The organism is Rhodococcus sp. AQ5-07 (assembly GCF_009707305.1).
GTDB classification, from domain to species: Bacteria; Actinomycetota; Actinomycetes; order Mycobacteriales; family Mycobacteriaceae; genus Rhodococcus_F; species Rhodococcus_F erythropolis.
Genome location: NZ_CP046099.1, coordinates 4242808 through 4268132, shown reverse-complemented (window position 1 = coordinate 4268132; position 25325 = coordinate 4242808). Strand labels below are relative to the sequence as shown.

The window sequence follows — 25325 nt, the reverse complement described above, 5'->3', positions numbered from 1 at the left end:
AAGGAACCTGTGAACGATGTTTGACTCGACGTGGCGACGGTGGTCATGGCGCGCCGGAACGGCATCGGCCCTGGCAGTGGCCTTGTTTGCGGTGGGGTCGCCGGCTGGTGCGCAGGAGACCGTCGACCTGGCCGACGTGTTCAACCCGTTGGTCGTGAAGGCACTTCAAGGCGCTGATATCTCTACCGAATTGACGCCACTCGGGCTCTCGTCCGACGATCCGTGGTTCGACGAGCCCGAAATCGAGCCCGTCACCGCCCCCGGAACTCTTCTCAAAGCGCGTCCGGTCAGTGTTCAGGTCTACCAGGTCCGCCCGGACGTGGTCTCGGCTCACCAACTCATGTACACAACCACTGATCACTTCGGTCGCCAGGTGATCAGTACCGGAATTCTGATGATTCCCGAGGACGGAACTGCGCCAGGCGATCGCAAGATCATCGGATACGCCGAAGCGAACGACAGCCTGGGGGCGAACTGCGCACCAAGTCACCAGTGGACCGGCGGCAATCAGAGCGACCCGGCGATGTTCTCGGCGCTCGGCCCGGTGGCCCAGATGTTCGGTCACGGCTGGGCAGTGATGATGAGCGACGTCGGCAACGACGGCGACACTGCTCCCCATCCGTTCTCGATCGGACAGTTCTCGGGCAAGGCAACGCTCGACGGCGTTCGGGCAGCACTCGCGCTTCCGGACGCCGGCCTCGAATCAGACACCCCTGTCGGCATCTACGGTGTCGCCGGCGGCGGTGTCGCAGCGGGCTTTGCCGCAGAACAGGCGCATGACTACGCGCCGGAACTGAACGTACAGGCCAGCGCCATCCAGGCGATGATGATCGACCCGGCAACATTCGAGGAGACGGCGGCCGGTGGGATCGGTTCCGGCTTCGTCTTCTCGAGCATTCTCGGATTCGACGCGGGCTACCCCGACGTTCGGCTCGACGATCATCTCACTCCGATCGGTCACAACGTCGCCGCAGCATTCCGCGCGTCCTGCCAGGCGCTCTACCTCGGACTCCCGTTCGTTCCCTTCGACGTCCTGCTCACCAATCCGGCGCCCCGAACGATCCCGGCACTGGCCGCGGCGTACGCGGACAACACGTTGGGAAAGCAGGCGCCGGCCTCGAAGCTTCTGATTTCTTCCTGTGAGGACGACTTCCTCGTTCCCTTCAGTGAGGCAGAGCAATTGGCGCAGACATATCGAGCAGACGGCGGCGACGTGGACCTGCTCCCGTCGCAGTGCGGGCCGCTCGATTACGTGACCAACCTGTACAAGACGGTGACCGATCAGCTGGGTATGCAGGACATCGCCTGGCTGGCGAAGACGTTCGACGAAGCCGAAGGGAAATGAGTATGCGGAAGTCTTTGACACGCAGGGATTTCGCGCGCACAGTTCTCGTCGCTTCGGCAGGCATCGGCGGTGCGGTCGTACTGGGAGGCCGGGCGTCTGCGGGTACTGGTGAACTCGACAGGTACCTCGACCTGGAAGCGGTGAACGCAAACGCCGAAGCCGCGGGGGGTCTGCATCCTTCACTGCCGTCGGATTCCGCGACGCTGCGGAGTTTGGTCGATACCGCCCGAGCATCGGGAGTGGCTCCGCACCGCTATCAGACACTGCTCAAGCAGTACTGGCTCGCAGTCGGGACGGAGTCGGCAGGTATCGATCTCGCTTCGTGGACTCCCTTCGACGGTGTGCACGCGAATCTCGGAAACCTCACCAACACTTTCCAGTTCTACGAGCGACTGCAGCTCGAGCATCAAGAACTGCAGTGGGCAGGCATGGGCGGAATGGTCGGGCCCGCTTTTGCCGGTGGACTCCTCGACTTGGACTACGGGCGGGTTGTGCTGGAAGTCCAAGCGATCAGCGAAGCGATGGCACTGGTGTGGCGAGAGATCGACCGCATCGGGTCGCCGGTCGCAACGTCGATGGGAGCACCCGAGGACGTTGCGGCGCTGCTCCAGGTCGGCCACGACATCCGCCCCGAGGACGTGATGTGGTTCCAGGGGAAAGTGATTGCGATGAGCAAACACATCTTCTCGGATCTGATTCCCATGCACATGGCGTGGGTTCACGACGGTGTCGACGGCATCGCCGAGCTCGATCGGGCAGGGCTGCTCGACGAGAACGCCCGTATCGCGTGGGACAACATTGCCTCGGGGACACCGGAGTCGGTCTTCGACGGCAATGTGCGTCTGCTGCGCCGTGAGCAGTACCAGTCGGTGGGTGATCAGTGGGACGAGGCGAAGGCCTACCGCGGCAGCGTCGGTCGCTCGTTGACCTACCTGACCACCTTCGCCGCATCACCGTCCATGCCTGGCGTCGTACCGCCGCGTGAGTCGAACCCGCTCTCGTTCGCGGTGGGCAATGCCGTTGTGCAAACACCGCTTCCGGACTTCAACTGGGCGGACCGGGACGGTCGTTGGACCTACATCAACGGTCAGCTGCTCCCGGTCTACAACAACCTGATGAACAATCAACCGGAACTGTGGCGAGCGACGCTGGCAGCGCCCGTCTCCGTTCGGATAACCGAGCAGAGAATGATCGCTCGCTTGCCGGACATGTTGCGGTCCATGCTGGCAACTCTGGCGATCACGGTCAACTGAACTCGGCGGTGGCGGGGCCTCGGGGCCCCGCCACCGCCGTGAACTCCTGGGTCAGGCCTGGCTCAGCTCCGCTTGCATACGCGCGGCGTCCTTGCCGACAGTGCGAGTGGCCAGGTAGATGAATACCGCAGTGAGCGCCAACATGATCGGCACGAGATACATGGCCGAGTTCAACCCGTCGCCGGCGTACTGAGCCAACTTCCCGGTACCGGCATCGGCAAGCGCGCGCTTGGCGAACCAGTCCGAAATCGCGCCCACGGCAACTGGTCCCGAGAATCCGCCGAGAAGATACATGGCAGCGAAGAACAACGCCGTCGCAGTGCCTCGGAGCCTGGGAACCACGACGTCGTGAATGGCAGGGTAGACGCTGATGTAGAAGCCGTAGGCCAACAACCACCCGGCCGAGAACAAGAGCGTGAACATCACGACGTTCCCGCCGTGCTGCAACAGTGCCAGTGCCGTCAAAGGTGCTGCCAATGCCGAGGTTCCGACACCGATCATCAACCGTGCGCGCGGTGAGCGTGCGCTGGTCTTGTCAGCGTAGCGAGCGCCGAGAAGCAATCCGATCAGGCCCGTGATTCCGACGATGATGCCGGTGACCGATGCCGCAGCAGTCAGTTTCAGGTGGTACTGGCGCATCAGAAGCGGGACGACAAACGAATTCACTGCGTAGGCGGCGAAGTTGAACGTCAGTCCGGCAAGGATGAGCCAACGAAGCGTGGGAATTGCGAGCAGACGACGGATCGGACGGGTGATCGGTGCCTGTGAAACAGCGGCTGCGCGGGCCTCCGGACTTTCGGAACCACCACGAACCGGATCTGCCATGCGGTAGAGCACGACTGCCAGCAGGACACCGGGAATCGCCGCGAGGAAGAACGGTGCACGCCAGCTGTCGAATGCCTCGGCGATCTTGCCGACGGTGAAGTAGGCGAGCATGAGGCCAATCGGCAAACCGAGCATGAAGACACCAAGTGCGCGTGAGCGTCGTTCTGCCGGGTAGATATCACCGATCATCGAGTTGGCTGCAGGTGTGAAGGTCGCTTCGCCCACACCGACGCCTAGACGCGCGAGGATGAACAGCACATAGCTGCCGGCGGCACCGGTTGCTGCCGTCAGTCCGCTCCACACCAGGAGTCCGATCCCGATGATCTTGGGACGGTTCTTCGTGTCGGCCAACCGGCCCAGAGGCAGCCCTGCGACTGCGTAGACGAGGGTGAATGCAGAGGTGATCAATCCCAATTGCAAGTCGCTGAGCGAAAACTCGTTCTTGATCGGCTCGGCAACGACCGAGGGGATCGCCCGGTCGAAGAAGTTGAGCATGTTTGCGAGAAACAGTGCGACGAGTGTGCCGCCCAGAAGTTTGTCGCGTGTTCCGACAGGGGCGCCGTCGATGGACGGCAGCGGCGGAGCGTCTCGTTGAATTGACATGATTGTTCCACCCTTTTCGCGAGTGCTGAATGAATTGTGTTGGGGGAGAGGCTCAGGACAGAGCGTCGGCGACGGTTTTGCCGATCGCCTGCATCCCGGCCGCAGTGGGATGCAGTGGAACCGCCGGCTGGGTAGGGACGATTCCGGTGTAGTAAGCAGTGGCAGGGTCAGTGCAGATGTCATGCCCGGCAGTGGCTTCGGTGATGTCGATGTACTCGACGCCGTGACGGGCCGCCGTTGCTGCCATGACCGTGTTGCCGTAGTCGATCACACTCTGGAGATAGTCGGCGTCGCGCGGCCAGAACGGCTGGGTGCCGGGGCATCCGTCGGCGGCGATGTATGTTCCGTATCCGATCACGACGATGCGCGCCGAGGGTGCTCGGTCGCGAACCGATTCGAGCATGGAACTCCAACCTGCGGAGGCATTTTCGACCAACTGTCGCTGTTGATCGACGCCGCCTGCGGTGAACTTGTCACGGCAGGACGTTCCGGTGGGTTCGGGGAGCGGGTTTACGCAGCTCAGAACTGTCGGGAACAACGAGATGTCGTTGGCGCCGATTGTGATGGTGACGAGGTCGGTATCGGGCCCCAATGCTGTTTCCTGCGGCGGTACTTGACCGGAGAACGTCGATTGTGCGGTGTCCGTGACGTTGGCGGATCGCGCCGACGAGCAGGTCACATCCGTGAGGTGAGCGTCGAGTCTTTGCGCCACCACGGAAGGGTAGTTGCCTAGTGATCGTAGGCAGCCCGGCGCCGATGAATCTTGTTCGGTGACCAGCGGGCCGGCCGCCGCGGAATCGCCGAGAGCGACGTATTGGATGGGGCTGGCATGCGTTTCGGCATGTGACACACCGGCCCCGAGTGCCGCGATCGAACCGGCAGCCACGACGCCTGCCAGAATGGCTGCGCTGTGCGTTTTCCACGTCACTCGAGGCTCCTATTTGGTCGAAGGTGGGACTTCCAGGTACGCCGCTGATTGTGAATTCGAGAGTGGCGTGGGTTACATAGTGATAGGAAAAAGGCAGGTCGGCCTTGTGGTGGCAATTCAATTCTGTGGAGGGTTTTGTGTCAGGAAACAAAGATCTGCCGTTCGAACCGATAGTGGTTGGCGGCAGATCTCTAGCCGACCGATTGGCGCAACGCACCCATCCGCTGGTCAATGCGACGGTCGATCTGGTCCACCGCGACGTCACCTTCTACCGGTTGCTTCCGGACGAGGCGTTGCGTAACGACGTGACGACCATCGTGAGGCGAAATTTGGAACTGTTCATTTCGATGCTCCGGACGGGCGCAGATCTGGCGCCCGAGTTGCTCGCCGACATCAGCGAATCGGCTCGTCAACGGGCGCAGGAATTGGTTCCGCTCAGTGAGGTACTGCGCGCATATCACCTGGCAGCAGGGTTGTGGTGGGAGACGATCAGCGAATGGGCGGTCCCGGAAGACGGTGTTGCACTTGCCCGCACCGGACGACTCCTGAATGCATACACCGCGGCCTCCACGTCCGCGGTTCTTGCCGGCTACGGTTCCGACCACGCCACCCAGACGGACGAGGATTCGGCGCGAAGGTCCCTGTTCGTAGCACTTTCGACGGGTGTCGACGTGGATCGCGTCTCCGACGAGGTGGGAATCAGGTTGGCGCGCCTGTACTGGGTGGTGGCTCTGCACGTCGAGCGGAATGACGACGAGTCCTCGACCGAGGTGGACACTGCCGTCGCCGAGCGGAGGAAGGTGCGCCACCTGCAACGAGAGCTCGATCAGGTGGGACGTGACAAAGCCCTCGGGGTGCTCGGGAGCAGCGGCGGAGCCGTACTGATTCCCATTGTGGAATCGGAATCCGCAGAGGGAAACTGGGCGTCGAGTCCGCAGTATTTGTCATTGTGTCGACGTTTGGGTGATCTCGAGAAGGTCATCGGTGCATCGACGGTTGCCGCTGTACACGTCGCGGCGCCCACGGCAATTCCAGCGGCCGTCACGCAGGCGCGCGAGGTGCTGAACGTTGCCCGAAAGTACGGACGCACCAGTGGGGTCGTCCGTCTCGAGGATCTCGCAGTGGAGTATCAACTGACCCGCTTCAGTGCTGCGCTGCCGATACTCGCAGATGTGTTGTTGCCGTTGGAGTCCGATAGCGCGGTACTCGAGACGCTCGAATCTTTCATCGACTCCGGATTCGATCGAGCCGCCACCGCCCGGCAGCTACACGTACATCCGAACACAGTGGTGTACCGCCTGCGAAAGGCGAGTTCCCTGACGGGACTTGACCTGTCGTCTCCGAAGGATCTTGTGCAAGTCACCATGGCGCTGGGAGCGCGTCGCGCAATCGGTATGGAGGCGGACTCTTCCCAAACGTGATGCGTCTGTGGTTCTCGGTGAACGAGCCGGAGGGCTGGCGATCCGGTGGGGAGACATGGCCAGGCGCTGCATGTCGGGCCACCCACACACGGTTCGGGTGGTCCGCTCGTCGACGACCCGGCAGTGCTTGTCGGTTTCGCGAACCCTGAATTGATCTTCGACACCTCGGCCGGGACGGGGCGGGCGAGAACACCTGGATGCAACATCGTGATCTGTAACGACGAATTGTTGCCGTTCCGCGTTGTCAACCTTCTCGGTGACTCTGCTGCTCAGATAGGTAATGCGGCGGGCGCGTAGATTCGAGATGCTGGTAGATGACGGTTTCGAACCCGAATTGTTGCCCAATATTTATGTTTAGTCTGTGTGACGGTCAGTGAACAGTAAATTTGAGTCAAATGATGCAACCGTGGCGAAATGTTCGCTACCGTGTGCTGGACAACCGACAATCTGGGGGTTCGGCTACATGGCAAATGTTCGCAGGTCTGTGACGAAGGGATTGATCGCTGCTTCGGTGATCGCCGCAGCTGGCGTGGGCCTTTCGCCGGCGACAGCGAGCGCCGACATCACACCGACCACGGTCGTCAACGGTATCTTGTCGACTGTCGGCGGCTGCCAGACGCCGGTGCGGTCTCTCATCCTTGCGTGCACGGGTGCTGAGACGCTGACGCGCCAGTCGCCCGTGCTGCTCGACCTCAACCCGGTGGGTACAAACATCGTCGTCTTGGGCGCCGGCCTCTTCGACGATGGCACGATGCGTCCGATGCTGGTCGACCGACTTCAGGCGGCGCTGCAGCTGGCTCGTCAGTACCCGCAGTCTCCGATCATCACGAGCGGTGGGGCGCCGAAGGCCGGAGTGACGGAAGCCAGGGCGATGCGCGAGTGGCTCGTCGCCAACGGCGTCGACCCGGGCCGGATCACCGAAGAAGGAACGTCGTGGTCCACGGTGGAGAACGCGCTCAACTCTGCTCGGATTCTCGCCGATCGAGGAGCAACGGGCGTGGTTGTGGTCTCGAGCGCCAATCACGTGGAACGCGCGATGGTGGACTTCCGGGTTGCAGTTCTCGGCCGGATCCCGGTCGCAGGCGTGATCGCTGCGACCTGACGCACCCAGCTGCCCATACAGTTCCGCGTACCGCCGGAATCACCCGGACGGTACGCGGAACTGTTTCTGGGTTGCTACTTTCGTCGTTGCAACTCGTCGTCACCTTCGGTCAGAAGCGCAAGTTCGGCATCGACGGTGTCGGAATCGATCTCACCGGGAACGGCGATCTTCGCCAGGAGTTGCTCGTCACCACTTTCCGTCCGAAGCGCCTTCTCCCTGATGAAGGCGATCGCGATCAGACTCAACAGAGCCAGGATTCCGGCGATGAGGAAGACCCGTGCGGTGGCATCGCCGTACGCAGCGCGGACCACATCCTGGATCGCTTCGGGTAGTTCGTTGAGGTTCGACAGCCCTGCGCCGGATCCTCCGGACGCACTCAGATCGACCCCGATTGCGCTGAGGCCCTTGGTCGTCAGATCTGCAACGTGAGTGGAGAGCACTGCGCCGAGGACGGACACGCCTGCCGCGCCGCCGAGTGAGCGGAAAAACGAGACCGTCGAACTTGCGGTGCCGAGATCGCTAGGCGCGACGGTGTTCTGAACTGCGAGAACAAGATTCTGCATCACCATGCCCATCCCGGCGCCGAGCACGAAGAGGAACAGTCCGACCCAGAACATCGGCGTCGCGTGATCGATGGTCGAGAGGAGGAAGAAGCCTGCCGACATTGCGACGGCACCGGCGATCAGGAAGCCCTTCCAGCGCCCGAACTTCGTGATCATTGCCCCGGACAGGCCGGCGGAGAGCATGGAACCGATCACCATGGGCAGTGTCAGAAGACCTGCGGCAGTGGGAGAGTAGCCGCGGGCAATCTGGAAGTACTGACCCAAGAACACTGCTCCGCCGAACATTGCGACGCCGACGGCGATGCTTGCCAGTGTTGCCAGCGTGGTAGTCCGATCTCGGAAGAGGCGGAGCGGAATGATGGGTTCCTTGACCTTGCTTTCCACCCACAGCGCTGCGGCGAGCAGCACGACGCCGAGTCCGACGAGGAAGAACGACATCGCAGAAGCCCACTCGAAGTTCTTACCTGCCAAAGTGACCCAGATCAAAAGAGTGCTGACACCGGCGGCAATGAGGGTTGCACCGACGTAGTCGATGCTGACGTCCTTCTTGACGATCGGGAGGTTCAACGTACGCTGCACGACGATCAATGCGATGACTGCCAGCGGCACGCCGACGAAGAACGTCCAGCGCCAGCCGAGCCAACTAGTGTCCACGATCAGGCCGCCGATCAGCGGGCCGGCGACTGTCGCGACGGACATGACGGCTGCGATCGGTCCCTGGTATCGACCACGCTCACGCGGGCTGAACATCGCCGCGATCACGATGATCACGAGGGCTTGCAAGCCGCCGAGGCCCAGTCCCTGAACAGCGCGGAAACCGATCAGCATGCCGACCGATTGCGACATGCCCGCTAGGATCGAGCCGATCGTGAACAGCGTGATGGACAGCTGGACCAACAGCTTCTTACTCACCAGATCCGAGAACTTGCCCCAAATGGGAGTTGTTGCGGTGGAAGCCAACAGCGTTGCCGTCACGACCCAGGTGTACTGATCCTGGGTGCCGTGTAGTTCGGTGATGATGGTGGGGAGTGCATTCGAGACGATCGTCGATGACAGGAATGCGACGAACATGCCGAGTAGGAGCCCGACAAGTGCCTCGATCTTCTGCTTGTGGGTCATCGGCGCATCGGTCGATGACTGAGATGGTGGAACGTCGGTAGACGTGAAAGAACTCATGAATGTCCTTGCATCGGAGAATGATTCGATCTGATCGTGCAGCGTCGGTCAGTGCGCCGCGTGGGACTCTGGGCAGGTCGAGCGTCGTAGTCGATCGAGTGCACATGCGACGTCGACGGCGTCCTCTTCGGTCCATCCGTCGAGATGGTCGATGAGTCGCTGCGCCTGGGCGCGGCGATGGAAGACCAGGGTCTGGACGCCGAGTGGAGTCAAGGACAGGAGCGATGCCCGTCCGTCGTCCGGGTCCGGTCGCCGCTGAATGTATCCACAAGATTCGGCGTGTGTGATCTGTCTGCTCAGCGTCGAGACTGTCACTCTCAACTTTTCCGCCAGATCCGTCGATCTCGTGGAATCTGCGGCCGACAACTGCGAGAGGAGGGCGCCCAGTGGGTCCGGCAACATGTCGGGGGACAGTTGGCGTGAGCCGGTCGACGAAACCTCGCGGTGGCGCCGGACTAGGGCGCGAAGGTTGTCGAGGATTGCCTCGGCACTGTCGTGAGTGATCACGGCCACCCCTCGAATAGTTGATATTTGCAACTATAGATCAAGTTGGTTGCACTGCACAACTACTTTGTTGTCAGTCCTCGGAACTGCCCAGTCGGTGCAGCAAGGCCGTCAGCGTGGTGATGTCGTCAGTTTCCCATTTTGCGAGTCGGGCGCGCCAACGATCGATCTGATGATTGCGGATCGTCGTGAGCTTCGTCCGAGCCTCAGGGGTCAGGGTCACCAGCTTCGCGCGAGCGTCGTCGGGGTCGGGGATCCGTTCCACCAGGCCGAGCCGAGCTGCGGCATCAATTTGCCTGGTCAGGGTGGACTTCTCGATATCGAGCGTGGAGATCAAGTCGGACATCCGCACGGCATCGGAACGGTTCAGGATGACAAGAACCGGGTAGAGCGCCGGATCGAGTTTGGGATGAATTGCACGCGCATAGGTGCGCGCCTGGGCGCGTCCTCGTTGCCACATGTCGGCAAGTTCCATCTCCAGGCCCGTGATCGGATCTGAAACCACTGTCGTTCCCCTTTGGTGCGATTCGTTCGGTGTTCATCAAACCAGAAGGGGGGCCGGAGTGATTTGGGTGAAGTCACGCTGAGCGAAAGGTACGTTCGGCGTACTGAAGGCGCTGAACGTACCTTTCGCTCGGAAAGTGGGTGGGTCAAGCCACCGCATACGCCCGCACGCACGTGTTCAGGTCGCGGGTGAGATCAGCTGCTGTACTGGTCGGAGAACCGAATTTCACGACGGACCCGTCGCTCCCGTGGAACAACAGCGTCGGAAACGAAGTGGCGCCGAGCCTGCGTGCCCGGACGAAATCGGCGCGGGCGGCGTCCTTCGAATCTGCGGTGAACAGGGAAGACACTGCGGCGGATGGGTCGAGCCCGAGCGATTTCGCTATGGCTCGGTAGGTCTCGGGATCGGAGAGGCTGCGACCGTCTCGGTAGAACGCGGTCTGCATGGCCCCCGCGATGTCGAGTGCGCGAGTCGGATCTTGTGTGCGAAGCGCGGCGAGTCCGATCGCAGCATCCGTCGAATCCATGACGAACCGCCCGTCAGACACCAGTTGTGAATATCCGTCACCGAAAGCGGCGCCGGTCTGGGCTGTGATGGTGGCGTTGGCTGATTTCAGGTACGGAGCCGAAGACATGGGTGCGACGCGTTCACCAGTGAACAGCCCGCCGCTGACCACGGACAAGTTGATGGAATCGGCATTTTGACGGACGAACTCCGTCAAAGCAGGGCCGAAGCCGAAACACCACCCGCAATAGGCGTCGAAGACGTAGGTGAGTTGCGTCGTGCCTGCTGTTTTCGAGCCTGTCGATTGCACTGTTGATTCCTATCCGAGCGCGAACTGATTGATACTCTGACGGTATGTCGCATTCGGGTATTCGGTCACGGTGAAGATGAGTCCCGAACTAGTGAAAAACAGACAAGTACCCGTCCGGGACGTCGGGTACGCGTCTTCGGTGGCTGACGCGACCGAGATCGAAGTACTCAGCCTGGACACCATTCGCATCAACGGGGGTAGTGCAGAGTTCGTCGGCCCCCAACGCCCGCAGTTTCACTTACTCGCGCTGGTGACCGAGGGCTCGGCGCTACACACCATCGACTTCGTCAACTACGCGGTGAGCCCGGGGACCGTGTTCTGGGTCAGACCGGGGCAGGTGCAACAGTGGGGGCGAATCCAGGATTTCGAGGCGATGGTTGTTCTGTTCACACCCTCGTCGCTCGATGCCGTCAGCCAGCAGTTGTTGGACGGGAACGCTCACAGTCGGCAGGCAGCGTGGCAGTTGTCCGGCGAGAACCTCGAGACCATCAGCGCAGGTATGAAACACCTGAACTTGAATTACGGTTGTCCGGATACTTCTGCGCCGGTCGTTCGCGCGGCCATTCTGCGGCACACGTTGACGGCAATTCTGTTGAAACTGACCCACCTCGGTGGACAGGAACAGAGTTCCGTGCTGGCACACAATGACGTGTTCGAAAGGTTTCATGCCGTTGTCGAACGTGACTTCGCCACGGTCCGTTCGGTTTCGGAGTACGCCAACAAGATCGGGTATTCCGAGAAGACTGTATTGCGAGCTACCCGAGCTGCTGCCGGAATGACGGCAAAGCAGTACATCGATCAGCGTGTGGTGCTCGAAGCGAAACGTCTGCTGTCTTTCGGCACGGACACGGTCACCCAGGTGGCGTCGAAGCTGGGGTTCGACGATTCTGCGAACTTCACAAAATTCTTCGCCACCCGGGTGGGTGTTTCTCCGCTGACCTTCCGTCAGGACGTCAGAGCGCGCTGAACGCCGCCCATCGTGCGTCGGCGCTTTCGAGGGTTCCGATGCTGTTCTGCCCCTTGCCATGTGCGATGCCGTCCAGATCCTGGATGATCCAGTAGATGGCAAAAGGATGGCTGCCGAACCAGAGATCGCCGCTGACGTTCAATGCGTGCGCCGGATCGGGTGTCAGGTTGTCGAACAGTGGAGTGTTTCGCACGATGGACGCGTCGTACTGCTGCCCGGAAAGTACGGCGACGGTCTGCGCCGCATGCTCGGGTAGGAGTTCAGGTGAGACGGGCGAAATCGTGCCGGTGTCTTGATTGTTGGTCGCGTTGACTTCCGATGCCGGCCTGGTGAATCCGGCCTCGGTGACCAGTGTGGAGATGGGAGTGGTCGGTGGCACGGTGAACAGGTTTCCGCTGTAGCCGAGAAGGATCGCAAGGCTCTGGCCGGCAGCCGCGGACTTGACGTCTTCGAGGCCGGATTCCAGCTTTCCGATCATGGCGGTTGCTTCGCTACCTCGATCGAGCTGTGCCCCAGCTTGTTCGAGCACGTCACGCCACGGCGCCGAGTACGGGAGGACCAAGGTTGGCGCCACGGAATTGATCTGCGCGAACAGGCTCGGTAGTGGACCGGCATTGCTCATCAGGATCTCATCGGGTTCGACGGACGCGATCTCTTCGACTGCGGGGTTGGCGAAGAAAGTCGGCTTGTCGAGAACTTCGACGCCCTGCTCGCGCAGAATCGACTTGGCGACGTCCGATCGCAGGGTGCTGTAGACGACGGTGGGCTTCACGCCGAGTGCGAGTGCACTCAGCCCCGCGTACTCGTCGAGCGCGAGAATGCGCTGCGGTGAGGCCGGAACTTCGACGGTGCCGAGTTCGTGTGTGACGGAGCGAGTTGCAGAAGCGGTTTCGGACTCGGCGGAGCTGCTGCACGCGCTTGCGCCGGTAACGGTGAGGAGAAGCGCCGAGACGATGCCGAATGCGGTTCGGGTGGTGAACATCTGAGGTCAACGATCCATTCGTGGGAAGAAGAAGGACAGGAGGGTGCCGGCCAGCAGTAGGCCGGAGCAGACGAAGAGGGCTTGGGAGTATCCGGAAACCAGTGCTTCGGTCGGTGCGCTGTCCGAATGCGCCGTCGAGGAAGCGGCGACGCTCACGAGAACGGCTAGTCCGAGTGAACCGCCGATCTGACGCGATGTGCTCAGTAGCCCTGATGCCATGCCGACTTCTTCGGGGGGAGCGTCGGCGGTGGCGACGTTACTGAGCGGCATGAACGACAGACCGATGCCGATGCTTGCCAGAAGCGAAGGCACCAGGATGACGGCCCAGAAGGGACTGTCGAGGTTCATGGTCGAAAACATGAAAGTCCCGATTGCGGCGACTGCTGTTCCGACTACGAGCAGCGGTCGAACTCCGTAGCGCGGAAGGAGTTTGGTGGACGCGAGGATGCCGATCACCAGGCCGAAGCAGAAAGGCAGGAAAGCCAGACCGGTGGTGGTCGGTGAATAGCCCAGCCCGCGTTGCAGGAAGAGTGAGACGAAGAAGAACGCGCTGAACTGGGCCGCACACACCAGGCACATGATGGCGTTGGCCAGTCCGATTCGGGGTCGAAGCAGGGTGGACAGTCGTACCAGTGGTGTGGCGCAGCGGCTTTCGACTACGACAAAGGCAGTCAGCAGGGCGACCGTGAGTGCGAATCCACCCAGCACGTAACCCGAAGTCCAGGAATGTGATTCCGTGGCGATCACTGTGCCGACTAGGGCGGTGATTCCGGCCGTCGCCAAGATGGCTCCGGGGAGATCGAGGGAGCCACCTCTGGCGGCTTGGCCGGCCGGCAGGCCACGGGCACCTGCGACCGCGGCGATCAGGGCCACCGGTGCGCCGGCGAACATCACCCATCGCCAACTGAGCCCTTCGGTCAAAATGCCGCTCAGGACGACACCGAGTGCGCCGCCCAGTGCTGACGACATTGCGCCGATGCCGAATGCCTTGGCTCTGGCGCGTCCGGTGGGAAAGGCCTGACTGAGGGCGGCGAGCCCGGCCGGCGCGATCAGTGCAGCGCCGACGCCTTGAAGCGCCCGAGCTCCGACAAGCATTTCGGCGGACACGGAGAAGGTGCCGACGATGCTGACGAGGGCGAACAGCAGAAGCCCGGAAACCAGAACTCGACGAGTGCCCATCACGTCGCACAGACGACCGCCGAGAAGCAGCAGTCCACCGAAGGCGAGGGCGTACGCGTTGACGACCCAGGACAACCCGGCGTCGGAAAAGTTCAGCGATTCCTGGATGTCTGGCAGCGCGACGTTGATGACCGACATGTCGAAGGCCACCAGGAACTGCGCTGCCGCGGCGGCTGTGAGGACCAAAGCCGGTGCGGCTACCGCTCGAGTTGTTGTTGTCATTGCAGGTACCTAATTTGTATACGCGTTCTCATAAGTAGTTAGGTTTACCTTGCTGACGACTGAGATGCAAGGGGTTCCCCGGGCGAGAGCGTCGTAGGAGGGGCGCGCACAATCGACGGATGGCCGAAAAGATGGAACCGAGATCACCGCGGCTCGGACGTCCCCCGACGATCACGTCGGAGCAGATAGTCGACGAGGCGAAACGGCAACTCCAGTCCGGCGGCGCCGACGCGTTGAGCATGCGCGCGTTGGCGAAGTCGCTCGGCACCACGCCGATGGCGCTGTACCGGCACGTGGGCGACAAGGAACAGCTGATCAGCGCGGTTCTCGATGTGTACTCACAAGATCTCGGCGCGCTGGTCCTGCCGCAGGATCAGGTCGAACGGCTTCGCATGATCTTCACCGCGATCTTCGAAACGCTGGCATCGGAGCGCTGGATCATCGAGTTGCTTCAGCGAGGTGGGCGCGGCGGGAGCGGCGCTGTGGTCTTGGTCGATCGGGCCATGGCCGCGTGTGTCGAACTCGGGATGTCGCCGCGCCGCGCACTGTTGGTCTATCGAGCGCTGTGGAACTACACACTCGGTGCACTGCTCAACATCTACGACATCACCACACGACCGGAAGGCAGTGTGTCACCTCTCGCGGTCAAGATCCGAGAAATCGGTCCCGAGAAACTGCCGGTACTCAGTGAGGTGCTCGAGGACTGGCCGGGAGGGACGACGACTGAGAGTTACCTGGAAGGTCTCGAGGTCTTGATCAGTGGATACACAAATTCCGGCTGAGAGTGTTTACAACAGCCCGTGCCTCGGTGGGATTGTCCCCGACAGCGTCCAGCGGCCGATGTGTTGGACCTTCCACCTCGTCGGATCGTGCAGAGTATGCGTGCGTGCGTCACGCCAGAATCGCGAGAGGTTCGCTGATTCGCCCGCGCTTCTCGTGCCACCGATCTCGAACAGCGTGCTCGTGGCCGCCAATGACGCCCTGGCACCGACCACTTTGGCAGTTGCAGCGTCGATGGATGCTCGGGCCGTGGAGTCCTCGGTGGGATTACGACGCGCCACGTCGATCGATCGCGCCGCTTCCGCCAAGAGGGATCTGGCAGCGCGAACCTCGATTGCCGCTTCGCCGGCGAGTTGAACGAGCAGTGGATCCTCCACCGCTGTATCGACTTTCGCCTCGAAGAAGGGCCGCGCCTTTGCCGCGAGTTTCACGGATTCACGCAATGCGGCCGACGCTATGCCCGTGTCGATCGCGGCGTGCAGAATCTGGGCCTGTGCCCCGTAGGTGGTCGGGTGAGTGAACAATGATGTGAAGGGTACGACGTTGAACCGCGGCACCGACACGGATTCGAGTGTCACGGTTCCGCTCGCAGTTGTCTTCTGCCCCATGCCGTCCCAGTCGTCGACGATCGACAGTCCGGGAGTATTCCGGGGTAGGTAGACCGCGGATTTCACCTGTGCGCCGGTCTCGGTGAACTGATCCGCATTGGCGGCACGCACCACGATCCAATCTGCGAAAAGCGCTCCTGTGCAATAGAATTTTCGACCTTCGAGCACAAAGTCTTCCCCGTCGGGTGTGAGAGTCGTGCCGTCGATGTCGATGGTCTTGTTGCCGCGCTCGCTCTGGGCGTTGGCGAACTGCTTACCCGACAACGCCTCGGCGTAGAAGAACTGCTTCTGCTCGTTAGACCCCTGGTACCGGAGCGCTTCCAGGAAAGTGAAGTGGCTGTGCGGAATCTGCGCGATGCTGGGATCGCCCTCGGCGAGTAGGCGGAAGACCTCGGCCAACGTCTCGGTGCTCGCGTCGATGCCACCGAACTCCTTCGGCACCGAGAGCCCCAGCAGACCGGACTGCGCCAGGGTGCGAACCTCGTCGTGGGGAAGGAGGCGCTGCGCATCGCGGACGCCGGCACCTGCCGCGAACTCGTCGGACAGCTGTGACGCTACCGAGAGCGCCTCGTCTTCACTGGTGATGCGGTGCGCGATCTCCTGAATGTCCACAGCAGTCATGCTGCCACCGTTTCACAGTCGCAGCACCCACCCAACACTTACAACCTGTGTGATCGCTACCCTGGAAACCCCCGGGAACTGCATGTTTGCTGGATTTCATGTCTACTGAACGTATCGCCGACGAGATCAAGTTCGCCTACTGGGTGCCCAATGTCAGTGGTGGTCTGGTCACCTCCGACATCGAGCAGCGGACCAGCTGGGACTACGAGTACAACAAGAAGTTGGCGCAGACCGCCGAGAACAACGGCTTCGAGTACGCCCTGAGTCAGGTTCGTTACGAGGCAAGTTACGGGGCCGAGTTCCAGCACGAATCCACGAGCTTCAGCCTTGCGCTTCTCTTGGCCACCGAGAAGCTCAAGGTCATCGCCGCCGTGCATCCCGGACTCTGGCAGCCGGCAGTGTTGGCAAAATTGGGCGCTACCGCTGACCACCTGTCGAACGGTCGATTTGCCGTCAACGTCGTCAGTGGTTGGTTCAAGGACGAGTTCACTCATCTGGGCGAGCCGTGGCTCGAGCACGACGAGCGCTATCGGCGTAGCGCCGAGTTCCTTCAGGTTCTTCGGAAGATCTGGACCGAGGACGACGTCGATTTCCGCGGCGACTTCTATCGCATTCACGACTTCACGTTGAAGCCTAAGCCTCTGAACACTCCGGAGCGCCCCAATCCCGAACTGTTCCAAGGCGGTAACTCGGCGGCAGCCCGTGTGAACGCCGGTCGCTATTCGGATTGGTACTTCAGTAACGGCAAGGACTACGACGGCGTCACCGAACAGTTGGTCGACGTCCGCCGTGTTGCTCGCGAGAACGATCGGGAGGTCAAGTTCGGGCTCAACGGATTCATCATCGCCCGCGACACCGAGGCCGAAGCAAAAGACACGCTGCGGGAAATTATCGCCAAGGCGAACCGTCCAGCAGTCGAGGGTTTCAAGAATGCAGTCCAACAAGCCGGCGCGTCGACCTCGTCCAAGGACGGGATGTGGGCAGATTCGACATTCGAGGACTTGGTTCAGTACAACGACGGCTTCCGCTCGCAACTGATCGGCACACCGGAACAGATCGCCCATCGGATCGTCGAATATCGCCGTCGCGGTGTCGATCTGATTCTCGGCGGATTCCTGCACTTCCAGGAAGAGATCGAGTACTTCGGGGCCAAGGTGCTCCCGCTGGTTCGTGAACTCGAAGCAGCCGACAGTGACGAGCAGGTGCTCGTCACCGCCGGCTGATCGCCTGGCCTCTCAGGACTTTGCGTGGCGCTTCGCCAGCATCCAACGAGAGATCTTCATGTCCCGAGCTTTTCGTTCGATGGTCAGCAGGTCCAACGGAGCGCTGAATTTCTGAACGGCCAGTGATTTCACACTGCTGAACTCACGCAGCCCATCGGCTCCGTGGATACGCCCGAACCCGGAATCGCCGACCCCGCCGAACGGCAGGGCGGCGATTCCGGCGAATCCGAGAACCGAATTGACCGTGACGACACCGCATTCGAGCTTCTCGGCAATCGCTCGACCCTTCGACGAACTCTTGGTGAACACCGAGGCGCCCAAGCCGTACTTCGACGCATTGGCACGCTCGATCCCCTCGTTCATGTCGGCGACCTTGTTCACCACGACGCTCGGGCCGAACGTTTCCTCGGTGATCGCCGTGGAATCCTCCGGAACATCCGTCAGGATGATCGGATCGATGAACGGACCGTTGAACGAATCAAGTCCGCCGAGTACAGCTTTCGCGCCGCGACCGAGAGCGTCTTCGATCTGGCCCCGGACTATCGCAGTCTGCTTTCCCAGCGTCATCGGCCCGTAGGTCGAGCTGTCGGTGGCGCCGGCGTGGGCGTCCTGAAGCGCGGCGGTGAGCTTGGACAAGAAGGCGTCGTACACGGGCGCTGCGACGTAGATTCGTTCGACGCCGGCACAGGTTTGTCCGCCGTTGCCCACTGCCCCGAATGCAGCGAAGCTCACGGCCGCATCGAGGTTGGCGTCGGAGTCCACCAGCATGGCGTCCTTGCCGCCGCATTCGGCGACCAGGGGAGTGAGGGTGTCCGCGCAGGCGGCCATCACGCGCTTTGCGGTAGCCGTCGAGCCGGTGAATGCGATCTTGTCGACACCGGACGAACACAGAAGTGCACCGGTTTTTCCGTCACCGGTAATGGTCTGCAGGACAGGGTGTCCGGGTGCGGCGATGTTCCACAGCCGGGCCAATTCGACGCCGACGCCTGGTGAGAGTTCGCTCGGTTTGAAGACGACGGCGTTGCCGGCGGCCAGTGCGTAGCCGATCGAACCCATCGGTGTGTACAGCGGATAGTTCCAGGGGCCGATCACACCGACGACGCCCATCGGCCGGTAGCCGACGGATGCAGACTGGTTGGCGCTGATCAGTCCTGCACCGACGCGTCTGCGGCGCAATACTTTCTGTGCGTTGCGTGCCGCCCAGTCGAGATGTTCGACGGCCAGCATGACTTCGAGAAGGGCGTCGTCGCTGGGTTTTCCGGTCTCGGCGGAAATGATCGCCGCCATCGATTCGGCGTGAGTGGCGATCGCGGCGCGGAAATTGCCGAGCACCTTCCGGCGGCCTTGGAATCCGAGTTGATCCCACCACTTCGACGCCGTGCGTGCTGCGGCGACCGCTTTCTCGATCTCTTGCTGATCTGCAATGGGGTGCTGCGCGACCACGGAATCGTTGCGAGGGTCGAGGCTCGCGAAGGTGTGATCGTCCGATTTCGGATCTGTCGACGTGGACGTGCTCTGGCGGCCGAGCTGTTCTGTCATGTTCTTCAGATCCTCCACATGTCGGTGCATCACATATATGTGATGTGATTTACTGTGCTGGTAGTCACAGTATGCGTCGGACCGAGCTCCGACAAGCCTCCAGCCTCATCTCACTCGGGAGTTTTCGATGTACATGGATTTCACGCAGGAGCAGTCTGATTTCGCCAAGTCGGTAGCGTCGTTCTGCAAGAAGGAAAGTGGTACCCGTGAGCAGCGAGACCTGCTGACCGATCATGGCGCCCATAACCACAACCAGGCGTTCTACGAGAAGATGGCGGAATTGGGTTGGCTCGGGCTGACTGTCCCGGAGGAATACGGCGGATCTGCCGGAAGTACGGTCGACCTGTGCATCTTCCTGGAGGAAGCAGCCAAGGGCATGGCGCCGATCGGTGGACTGGGCCCGACCGTCATCACCGGGGCTGCATACGAGAAGTTCGGCAGTCCGGCCCAGAAGGAGGCAGTGCTCGGCGGGATCGTCCGTGGCGCGTCGCAGTCGATCTCGATGTCCGAACCCGAAGCAGGCTCCGACGTGGGAAATTTGAGTTGCCGCGCCGAGAAGGTCGACGGTGGGTGGCTGATCAACGGCCAGAAGACGTGGTGTTCCAACGCGCACTTCGCCGAGAACATCCTTCTGGTGGCTCGCACATCCCGAGGTGAAGGCAAGCATGAGGGCCTGACGATGTTCCATGTCCCGGCCGACATCTCCGGATTGAAGATCAGTGGAATCGACACCATGGGCGGCAAGGAGGTCAACGATCTCTACTTCACCGACACATTCCTGCCCGAGGACGCGGTGGTTGGGGAAGTCGGCAACGGCTGGCGTCAACTCATGGCCGGACTCAACATCGAACGCCTCATCCTCGCGGCGATGATGCTCGGGACCGCGCAGCGCGCTTTCGACGACACCCTCGAATTCGTCACCACGCGTAAGCAGTTCGGCCGTCCGGTCGGATCGTTTCAGGCGCTTCGCCACCGGATCGCGGATCTCGCCACGGAGATCGAATGCGGCCGTCTGCTGGTCTACAGCGTTGCCCGAATGGTCGACGCCAACCCGACCAAGATGTTCCCGCGGGAAGCGTCGATGGCCAAGCTGAAGCTGACCGAGACCGCCAAGAAGGTCGCGCTCGAGGGGATGCAGATGATGGGTGGGTACGGTTACGCGACTGAGTTCGACATGGAGCACCATGTGCGAAAGACTCTTGTGTCCTCCATTTATGGTGGTACCAACGAGATTCAGCGAGACATCATCGGCAAAACGTACGGACTGTGAGGATCGGTTGTGGCAACGTCTGCACGCACTCGGAGGGCGACATCTGAGCTGAGGAGACGGCCACAGTTGTCGGAGGACGTGGCCAACCACGTTCGTAACCTGATCATGTCCGGCGCTGTGCGTCCGGGCGAGTTCGTCAGATTGGACGAAACCGCAGCCGACCTCGGTGTCAGCGTGACGCCGGTGCGAGAAGCCCTCGTCGCATTGCGCGGCGAGGGAATGGTCGAGTTGGTTCCGCATCGCGGCTATCTCGTCTCGCCCCTCAGTCGCCAAGACATCGAAGACATCTTCTGGTTGCAGGGGCAGATCGCAGTCAAGCTGGCTTTGCGGGCGATGGACACCATCACAGCTGATCAACTGGTGGAACTCACGGAACTCAACGCCGATTTGCGAGCGGCGGTGGACGCCTCGGATGCAGCTGCGATCGAGCAGTGCGAATTCGAATTCCACCGCTTGATCAATCGCGCTGCGGGTGGTGCGAAGCTGGCATGGTTCCTGTTCGGCGCGATTCGGTACACCCCTGCTCGTCTCTACGCGACGGATCCAGGCTGGGGTGAGCTTGCGGTATCGAGCCACGACGCTTTGATCGAGGCGTTCGAGAAGCACGATCGAGAACAGGTGGACGCGCAGATGAGTCTGCAGTTCTCCGACGGCGCTGCTCGACTTCTCGCTCACCTCGACAACATCGGGATCTGGGACTGAATCAGGAGCTCAAGACGGAGGTAGGGCGGGAGCGAGCAGGATCGCTGCACATTCGGCGACCAGTTCTTCTTCCGTCACGTCGATGTATCCGTCCAGCCATGCACTGAGGGTCTGCGCCAGGCCGCCGACCAGGAAGGTTGCCGTCAGCGTCAAGTGGCCGCTGTCGTTCAATCGGTAGAAGGTCTTGGCGTTGGCGGCCAGGAGACCGATGAATATCGTCGTCGACGCTCGTCGTTTCTCGGCCAGGACAGGGCTCGTCAGGGCGCTGGAGAACAGTAGACGTCCGCGACGGGGATCCCGCGCGATCGTGCGGACGATGTTCGCGATTCCGGCGAGCGCCTTGCCTCGTTCGGTCTCGGCGGCTTCCACCGCGGCCTGGGTTGAAACGGCGATGTCCGTGATGACGGTGTCGTAGACGGCCGACATCAGAGCATCACGATCGGTGAAGCTCTCGTAGAAGTACCGTGCCGCGACACCGGCCTTCTTGCACACTCCGCGGACCGTGAGTTCGGGCTCGGCGGAGCCCATGAGTTCCAGACCGGCCTCGATCAGCGTCTCTCGTCGTTGGGCTACGCGGAGCGCGCCGTCGACGCCACCGTACGAACGCGGTTGGTCATTCATGAAGACCATCTTTGCATCCCGAGATTGCTTGACATCTCGGCATTTCGGCGTTTCACTCATCTGAGAACATGCGTTCGCAGATATCGACTCGAAGGGGTTCTGCCATGACGGTGAGTAGGGATTCGATGGACGGGCGCGAGGAAGCGGTGGCAGGCGGCATCGGAGCGGTCGGCGTCCAGGCGGTCGACATCGACGCCGAGGTCGAAAAAGCGATGTCCGGGCTCGGACTGTTGGCCGCCGGCGCCAACGTCATCATGCAGTTGGCGCGCCCGGCGGTGGGGTACGGCGTGTACGAGAGCAAGGTCGAGACGGGTCGGTTGGATCGGCATCCGGTGAAGCGAACCCGGACGACGCTGACGTATCTCGCCGTCGCGAGCCTGGCGACGGACGAAGAAAAGAAGCTGTACCGACGCGCAGTCAACGGCTCTCACAAGCACGTTCGCTCCGATGAGAACAGCGCGGTCGAATACAACGCGTTCGATCCCGAGCTGCAGTTGTGGGTAGCCGCCTGCCTGTACCGAGGCTTCGAGGACGTCTACAAAATCTTGTACGGGGATCTCGATCCGGTCACCCAGGATGCGTTCTATCAGCGAAGCGCCACGTTCGGTACAACCCTTCAGATGCGACGCGACATGTGGCCGGCGGACCGGGATGCGTTCGAGGTCTACTGGAACGAGAACCTCGGCAAGGTGGCGATCGACGAGACGATTCGTGAGCATCTCTACGGGATCGCGTCGGCGACCTTCACGCCGAAGCTGTTGCATCCCGTGGTCGGTCCGCTCAACCGATTTGTCACCACCGGGTTCCTGCCCCAGGCCTTTCGTGACGAAATGCGGCTCCCGTGGTCAGCGCGTCAGCAGCGTAACTTCGACCGATCCATGCGCGTCGCCGCGCTGGTCAATCGGTTCAGCCCGAAGATTCTGCGGATGTTCCCCTATAACTTCTATCTCTGGGATCTGCGTCGGCGCATCGCCAAGGGAATCCCGTTGGTCTGAGCCGACTCTGACACTTGAAGTGATTGACACCACAGGTGAATCGGACACATACTCGACATAGTTGAAGTTGACGTCAAGTTTTAACTTTCCTGTGGAGGCTGTCAGTGGCGAACATCGAAGGCGTATGTGACCAGCGATTCTCTGGCTTGAAGGAGGCGCTGGCACACAATCTCGATTCCGGCGAGGACGTCGGGGCAGCGATCGCACTGACGATCGACGGCGAATCCGTCGTCGACATGTGGGGCGGTTGGGTCGACGTCGAGCACACTGCTCCTTGGGCCCGCGACACCGTCACCAACGTCTGGTCCTGCAGTAAGACCGTGACCGCACTGGCCGCGCTCATGCTCGTCGACCGCGGGTTGCTGGATCTCGATGCCCCGGTCGCGCAGTACTGGCCCGAGTTCGCAGCAGCGGGTAAGGACCGTATTCAGGTCCGGCAACTGTTGTCGCACACTTCGGGTGTTTCGGGGTGGGATCAACCGTTCACCTTGGAGAACATTTGCGACGACGCGTACGCCACAGCCCGGTTGGCGACGCAGGCTCCGTGGTGGGAGTCGGGTACTGCATCCGGATATCACGCCCTCAACTACGGCCACCTGATCGGCGAGGTCGTCAGGCGCATCGACGGTCGAACCCTCGGCCGCTTCATCGACGAGGAAATAGCCGGTCCGCTCGATGCTGATTTCCGCCTGGGCTTGCCGAAGTCGGAATACGGGCGAGTCTCGAATGTGATTGCGCCACCGCCTTTGCCGATCGACATCGCGGCACTCGGGATGGACAACATCATGGTGAAGACCTTCACCGCACCGCCGGCCGACGCGACAGGTTCGTGGACCGACGGGTGGCGAGCCGCCGAGATCGGTGCGGCCAACGGTCATTCGAATGCGAGGGCACTCGCAAGGATCCAATCGGTGATCGCGTGCGGTGGCAAGGTCGGTGACGTTCGCCTGCTGTCGGAGGAAACGATCGACAAGATCTTCGAGGAGCAGTCGTACGGGGTCGACCTCGTCCTCGGTGTGCCGGTCCGCTTCGGCGTCGGATTCGGATTGCCGACGCCCGAGTCCGTCCCGTTCATTCCGGAGGGGCGAATCTGCTTCTGGGGAGGTTGGGGTGGCTCGCAGATCATCATCGACACCGAGAAGCGCATGACCTTCTCGTACGTGATGAACAAGATGGGGCCGGGCCTGCTCGGTTCCGAGAGATCGGCGCAGTACGTATCGGCTGCCTACGACGCACTGAGCTGATCGATGTGACTGCGTTTGATCGATATGACAGGGAGGGCGAAACGCTACTCAAATCCTTGCTGAGTAGTAGCCGACGGGGCTGGTTGTAGGCTCGATCGCTAATCCGGCGGAACGGTTGGTTCGTCCACTGCAGCTGACTATGCTGCCGGATATGCCAGTGTGCTCCGGGGGGAAATCAGCTTGTCCGCTACGTCGAAGTATGCCCGAAAGTTGCAGACCTGAATCGGCTGACCGGCGATGAACGGTTTCGTCGAAGTTGTCATGCGCTGGTGGCAGTTGCCGGACCAGTTCCACAGTTTCAGCAGGTACCTCGAAGATCGTGGGTTCTTGACTTCCTGCCGGGCGCTGGTCGGCGGAACGGCACTCTGGATGGGGTTGGTGTTGCTGTCGGCGCGATTCAGTGACGTCGGTCCGCAAGGTACGTTCTGGCGAGCGGTCAATCTGACGGTTATCGTGTTGTGCCTCGGCGCTGCCCTGATCTGGTGGCTGTTTCCGCCGACGCCGCTGTGGTCGTACACCTTTGTCGTGGGTTCCGACGCTGCGATTGCGGCGGCCGCCGCAACCGACTCGGAACCGCTGGGTCGGCTCATCGCGTGCGTCGTGTTCGCGTCGATCGGCGGCTATATTGCGTTCTTCCACAATCCGAAACTCCAAGTCGGTCACTTGGTCTTCGCCTCGATGGTCACGGTGTTTTCGGGGTGGACTTTGTTGTTGGGGCCAGCAGCGGACGTCGGCTTGGGGTTGGCGAAAATCGCGGTCGTGATGGCCACCATCATTGTGATTCCCGTGGTGTCCCAAATTGTCTTGGCAGTTCTGGGATCTGACGCCACTACTTCCGACATAGACCCGTTGACCGGTCTGCTCAACCGTCGCGGGCTTTCGCGTCGGGTGAAGGATCTGATGGGGCCTCCGGTGACCGAGGCCGACGCGGTTCTCGTGGTGGTGATCGATCTCGACCGATTCAAGACGATCAACGACGTTCACGGCCACGACGTGGGGGACAGCACGATCCTGCGAACGGCGCTGCGTATTCGTCTGTGGACAACCAAAGCTGCACTGACCGCCCGCGTGGGCGGTGACGAGTTCGTCGTGGTCGAGCGGGTGCCGGTCAGCGTGATAGCGAGGCTGGAAGGACAGATCCGCTCGGCAATGGACGGGGCGACCGATGATCCACCGACGAGCGCGAGCATCGGAATGGCGGTCCGGACCGCGCCCCGGCATCCGGGTGAGTCGGTCGACGAAGCCTTTGCCGAACTCTTCCGCGTCGCGGACTCGGTGATGTACGAAGCGAAGCGCGAAGGTGGCAACCAGGTTCGGGCGAGCCTGGTCTGAT

Annotated in this window: 24 protein-coding genes; 13 read left to right on the top strand and 11 right to left on the bottom strand. The window is 61.6% G+C overall.

Annotated elements, in window-relative coordinates; translation table 11 throughout:
* Positions 1 to 16 precede the first annotated feature (16 nt).
* Positions 17 to 1345, top strand: coding sequence for a lipase family protein (locus tag GJB56_RS19940; RefSeq protein ID WP_113682710.1), 1329 nt, complete (start codon positions 17 to 19; stop codon positions 1343 to 1345).
* A 2-nt stretch (positions 1346 to 1347) separates the two neighbouring features.
* On the top strand, positions 1348 to 2598 hold the full coding sequence (locus GJB56_RS19935; RefSeq protein WP_225989586.1) for a Tat pathway signal protein: 1251 nt from the start codon (positions 1348 to 1350) through the stop codon (positions 2596 to 2598).
* A gap of 51 nt (positions 2599 to 2649) precedes the next feature.
* On the opposite strand, the gene GJB56_RS19930 is transcribed toward GJB56_RS19935, so the two are convergent.
* Positions 2650 to 4026, bottom strand: a complete 1377-nt coding sequence (locus GJB56_RS19930) for a spinster family MFS transporter (protein ID WP_113682709.1) — start codon at positions 4024 to 4026, stop codon at positions 2650 to 2652.
* A 52-nt stretch (positions 4027 to 4078) separates the two neighbouring features.
* Positions 4079 to 4954 carry an SGNH/GDSL hydrolase family protein gene (locus GJB56_RS19925; protein WP_097386729.1) on the bottom strand — a complete coding sequence of 292 codons (876 nt, stop codon included), beginning with the start codon at positions 4952 to 4954 and terminating at the stop codon, positions 4079 to 4081.
* A 137-nt stretch (positions 4955 to 5091) separates the two neighbouring features.
* Here GJB56_RS19925 and GJB56_RS19920 point away from each other — a divergent pair, with 137 nt between their 5' ends.
* The 3 genes from GJB56_RS19920 (at position 5092) to GJB56_RS19910 (ending at position 7477) form a co-directional block, all read left to right on the top strand.
* The gene (locus GJB56_RS19920; RefSeq protein WP_113682888.1) at positions 5092 to 6375 is read left to right on the top strand and encodes a PucR family transcriptional regulator; all 1284 of its coding nucleotides are present in this window, start codon (positions 5092 to 5094) and stop codon (positions 6373 to 6375) included.
* Positions 6376 to 6420: 45 nt separating this feature from the next.
* Positions 6421 to 6672 (top strand): hypothetical protein, encoded by a 252-nt coding sequence (locus GJB56_RS19915; RefSeq protein ID WP_020971105.1) that lies wholly within the window; start codon positions 6421 to 6423, stop codon positions 6670 to 6672.
* A 76-nt stretch (positions 6673 to 6748) separates the two neighbouring features.
* Complete coding sequence (locus GJB56_RS19910) at positions 6749 to 7477, top strand: YdcF family protein (protein ID WP_019745734.1); 729 nt, start codon at positions 6749 to 6751, stop codon at positions 7475 to 7477.
* A 74-nt stretch (positions 7478 to 7551) separates the two neighbouring features.
* Here the strand turns inward: GJB56_RS19910 and GJB56_RS19905 are convergent, their stop codons facing one another.
* The 4 genes from GJB56_RS19905 to GJB56_RS19890 form a co-directional block, all read right to left on the bottom strand.
* A complete protein-coding gene (locus tag GJB56_RS19905; RefSeq protein ID WP_046379462.1) occupies positions 7552 to 9216 on the bottom strand; it encodes a DHA2 family efflux MFS transporter permease subunit in 1665 nt (554 codons plus the stop codon).
* A gap of 48 nt (positions 9217 to 9264) precedes the next feature.
* Positions 9265 to 9723, bottom strand: coding sequence for a MarR family winged helix-turn-helix transcriptional regulator (locus GJB56_RS19900; protein WP_154606692.1), 459 nt, complete (start codon positions 9721 to 9723; stop codon positions 9265 to 9267).
* 70 nt (positions 9724 to 9793) lie between these two features.
* On the bottom strand, positions 9794 to 10225 hold the full coding sequence (locus tag GJB56_RS19895; protein ID WP_019745731.1) for a MarR family winged helix-turn-helix transcriptional regulator: 432 nt from the start codon (positions 10223 to 10225) through the stop codon (positions 9794 to 9796).
* A 145-nt stretch (positions 10226 to 10370) separates the two neighbouring features.
* Positions 10371 to 11039 (bottom strand): DsbA family protein, encoded by a 669-nt coding sequence (locus GJB56_RS19890; protein WP_113682707.1) that lies wholly within the window; start codon positions 11037 to 11039, stop codon positions 10371 to 10373.
* Between the two features lie 139 nt (positions 11040 to 11178).
* Here GJB56_RS19890 and GJB56_RS19885 point away from each other — a divergent pair, with 139 nt between their 5' ends.
* Entirely contained in the window at positions 11179 to 12006 is an 828-nt protein-coding gene (locus GJB56_RS19885) for a helix-turn-helix domain-containing protein (RefSeq protein ID WP_020971101.1), read from the top strand.
* Here the strand turns inward: GJB56_RS19885 and GJB56_RS19880 are convergent.
* Together GJB56_RS19880 and GJB56_RS19875 are read right to left on the bottom strand one after the other, a co-directional pair.
* Entirely contained in the window at positions 11993 to 12988 is a 996-nt protein-coding gene (locus GJB56_RS19880; RefSeq protein ID WP_046379460.1) for an ABC transporter substrate-binding protein, read from the bottom strand. The genes GJB56_RS19885 and GJB56_RS19880 overlap by 14 nt on opposite strands.
* 6 nt (positions 12989 to 12994) lie before the next feature.
* A complete protein-coding gene (locus GJB56_RS19875; protein WP_113682706.1) occupies positions 12995 to 14389 on the bottom strand; it encodes an MFS transporter in 1395 nt (464 codons plus the stop codon).
* 119 nt (positions 14390 to 14508) lie between these two features.
* On the opposite strand from GJB56_RS19875, the gene GJB56_RS19870 reads away from it, so the two are divergent.
* Positions 14509 to 15171: a TetR/AcrR family transcriptional regulator gene (locus GJB56_RS19870; RefSeq protein ID WP_113682705.1), complete on the top strand. Its 663-nt coding sequence runs from the start codon at positions 14509 to 14511 to the stop codon at positions 15169 to 15171.
* Between the two features lie 6 nt (positions 15172 to 15177).
* On the opposite strand, the gene GJB56_RS19865 is transcribed toward GJB56_RS19870, so the two are convergent.
* Positions 15178 to 16398 carry an SfnB family sulfur acquisition oxidoreductase gene (locus GJB56_RS19865; RefSeq protein ID WP_047888996.1) on the bottom strand — a complete coding sequence of 407 codons (1221 nt, stop codon included), beginning with the start codon at positions 16396 to 16398 and terminating at the stop codon, positions 15178 to 15180.
* A gap of 98 nt (positions 16399 to 16496) precedes the next feature.
* Between GJB56_RS19865 and sfnG the strand changes: the two genes are divergently transcribed.
* Entirely contained in the window at positions 16497 to 17621 is a 1125-nt protein-coding gene (gene sfnG, locus GJB56_RS19860; protein ID WP_020909446.1) for a dimethylsulfone monooxygenase SfnG, read from the top strand.
* Between the two features lie 12 nt (positions 17622 to 17633).
* Here sfnG and GJB56_RS19855 read toward each other — a convergent pair whose 3' ends face one another.
* Positions 17634 to 19160, bottom strand: coding sequence for an aldehyde dehydrogenase family protein (locus GJB56_RS19855; protein WP_195849551.1), 1527 nt, complete (start codon positions 19158 to 19160; stop codon positions 17634 to 17636).
* Positions 19161 to 19287: 127 nt separating this feature from the next.
* Between GJB56_RS19855 and GJB56_RS19850 the strand changes: the two genes are divergently transcribed.
* Both GJB56_RS19850 and GJB56_RS19845 read left to right on the top strand, forming a co-directional pair.
* Complete coding sequence (locus GJB56_RS19850; RefSeq protein WP_007730792.1) at positions 19288 to 20430, top strand: acyl-CoA dehydrogenase family protein; 1143 nt, start codon at positions 19288 to 19290, stop codon at positions 20428 to 20430.
* Between the two features lie 9 nt (positions 20431 to 20439).
* Positions 20440 to 21132: a GntR family transcriptional regulator gene (locus GJB56_RS19845; RefSeq protein ID WP_019745722.1), complete on the top strand. Its 693-nt coding sequence runs from the start codon at positions 20440 to 20442 to the stop codon at positions 21130 to 21132.
* Between the two features lie 9 nt (positions 21133 to 21141).
* Here GJB56_RS19845 and GJB56_RS19840 read toward each other — a convergent pair whose 3' ends face one another.
* Entirely contained in the window at positions 21142 to 21762 is a 621-nt protein-coding gene (locus GJB56_RS19840) for a TetR/AcrR family transcriptional regulator (RefSeq protein ID WP_230091024.1), read from the bottom strand.
* Between the two features lie 116 nt (positions 21763 to 21878).
* Between GJB56_RS19840 and GJB56_RS19835 the strand changes: the two genes are divergently transcribed.
* The 3 genes from GJB56_RS19835 to GJB56_RS19825 all read left to right on the top strand — a co-directional run bounded on the left by GJB56_RS19835 (position 21879) and on the right by GJB56_RS19825 (position 25324).
* Positions 21879 to 22748, top strand: coding sequence for an oxygenase MpaB family protein (locus tag GJB56_RS19835; RefSeq protein ID WP_060938239.1), 870 nt, complete (start codon positions 21879 to 21881; stop codon positions 22746 to 22748).
* Positions 22749 to 22852: 104 nt separating this feature from the next.
* Positions 22853 to 23992: a serine hydrolase domain-containing protein gene (locus tag GJB56_RS19830; protein WP_113682702.1), complete on the top strand. Its 1140-nt coding sequence runs from the start codon at positions 22853 to 22855 to the stop codon at positions 23990 to 23992.
* 237 nt (positions 23993 to 24229) lie between these two features.
* Positions 24230 to 25324 carry a GGDEF domain-containing protein gene (locus GJB56_RS19825; RefSeq protein WP_113682701.1) on the top strand — a complete coding sequence of 365 codons (1095 nt, stop codon included), beginning with the start codon at positions 24230 to 24232 and terminating at the stop codon, positions 25322 to 25324.
* The last annotated feature ends 1 nt before the right edge of the window (position 25325 follow it).

Bases quoted from the DNA above. Each gene is read 5' to 3' on its own strand.
- GJB56_RS19940 (WP_113682710.1), top strand. From the start codon at position 17: ATGTTTGACTCGACGTGGCGACGGTGGTCATGGCGCGCCGGAACGGCA.
- GJB56_RS19935 (WP_225989586.1), top strand. From the start codon at position 1,348: ATGCGGAAGTCTTTGACACGCAGGGATTTCGCGCGCACAGTTCTCGTC.
- GJB56_RS19930 (WP_113682709.1), bottom strand. From the start codon at position 4,026: ATGTCAATTCAACGAGACGCTCCGCCGCTGCCGTCCATCGACGGCGCC.
- GJB56_RS19905 (WP_046379462.1), bottom strand. From the start codon at position 9,216: ATGAGTTCTTTCACGTCTACCGACGTTCCACCATCTCAGTCATCGACC.
- GJB56_RS19880 (WP_046379460.1), bottom strand. From the start codon at position 12,988: ATGTTCACCACCCGAACCGCATTCGGCATCGTCTCGGCGCTTCTCCTC.
- GJB56_RS19875 (WP_113682706.1), bottom strand. From the start codon at position 14,389: ATGACAACAACAACTCGAGCGGTAGCCGCACCGGCTTTGGTCCTCACA.
- GJB56_RS19870 (WP_113682705.1), top strand. From the start codon at position 14,509: ATGGCCGAAAAGATGGAACCGAGATCACCGCGGCTCGGACGTCCCCCG.
- GJB56_RS19865 (WP_047888996.1), bottom strand. From the start codon at position 16,398: ATGACTGCTGTGGACATTCAGGAGATCGCGCACCGCATCACCAGTGAA.
- sfnG (WP_020909446.1), top strand. From the start codon at position 16,497: ATGTCTACTGAACGTATCGCCGACGAGATCAAGTTCGCCTACTGGGTG.
- GJB56_RS19855 (WP_195849551.1), bottom strand. From the start codon at position 19,160: ATGACAGAACAGCTCGGCCGCCAGAGCACGTCCACGTCGACAGATCCG.
- GJB56_RS19850 (WP_007730792.1), top strand. From the start codon at position 19,288: ATGTACATGGATTTCACGCAGGAGCAGTCTGATTTCGCCAAGTCGGTA.
- GJB56_RS19840 (WP_230091024.1), bottom strand. From the start codon at position 21,762: ATGGTCTTCATGAATGACCAACCGCGTTCGTACGGTGGCGTCGACGGC.
- GJB56_RS19835 (WP_060938239.1), top strand. From the start codon at position 21,879: ATGGACGGGCGCGAGGAAGCGGTGGCAGGCGGCATCGGAGCGGTCGGC.
- GJB56_RS19825 (WP_113682701.1), top strand. From the start codon at position 24,230: ATGAACGGTTTCGTCGAAGTTGTCATGCGCTGGTGGCAGTTGCCGGAC.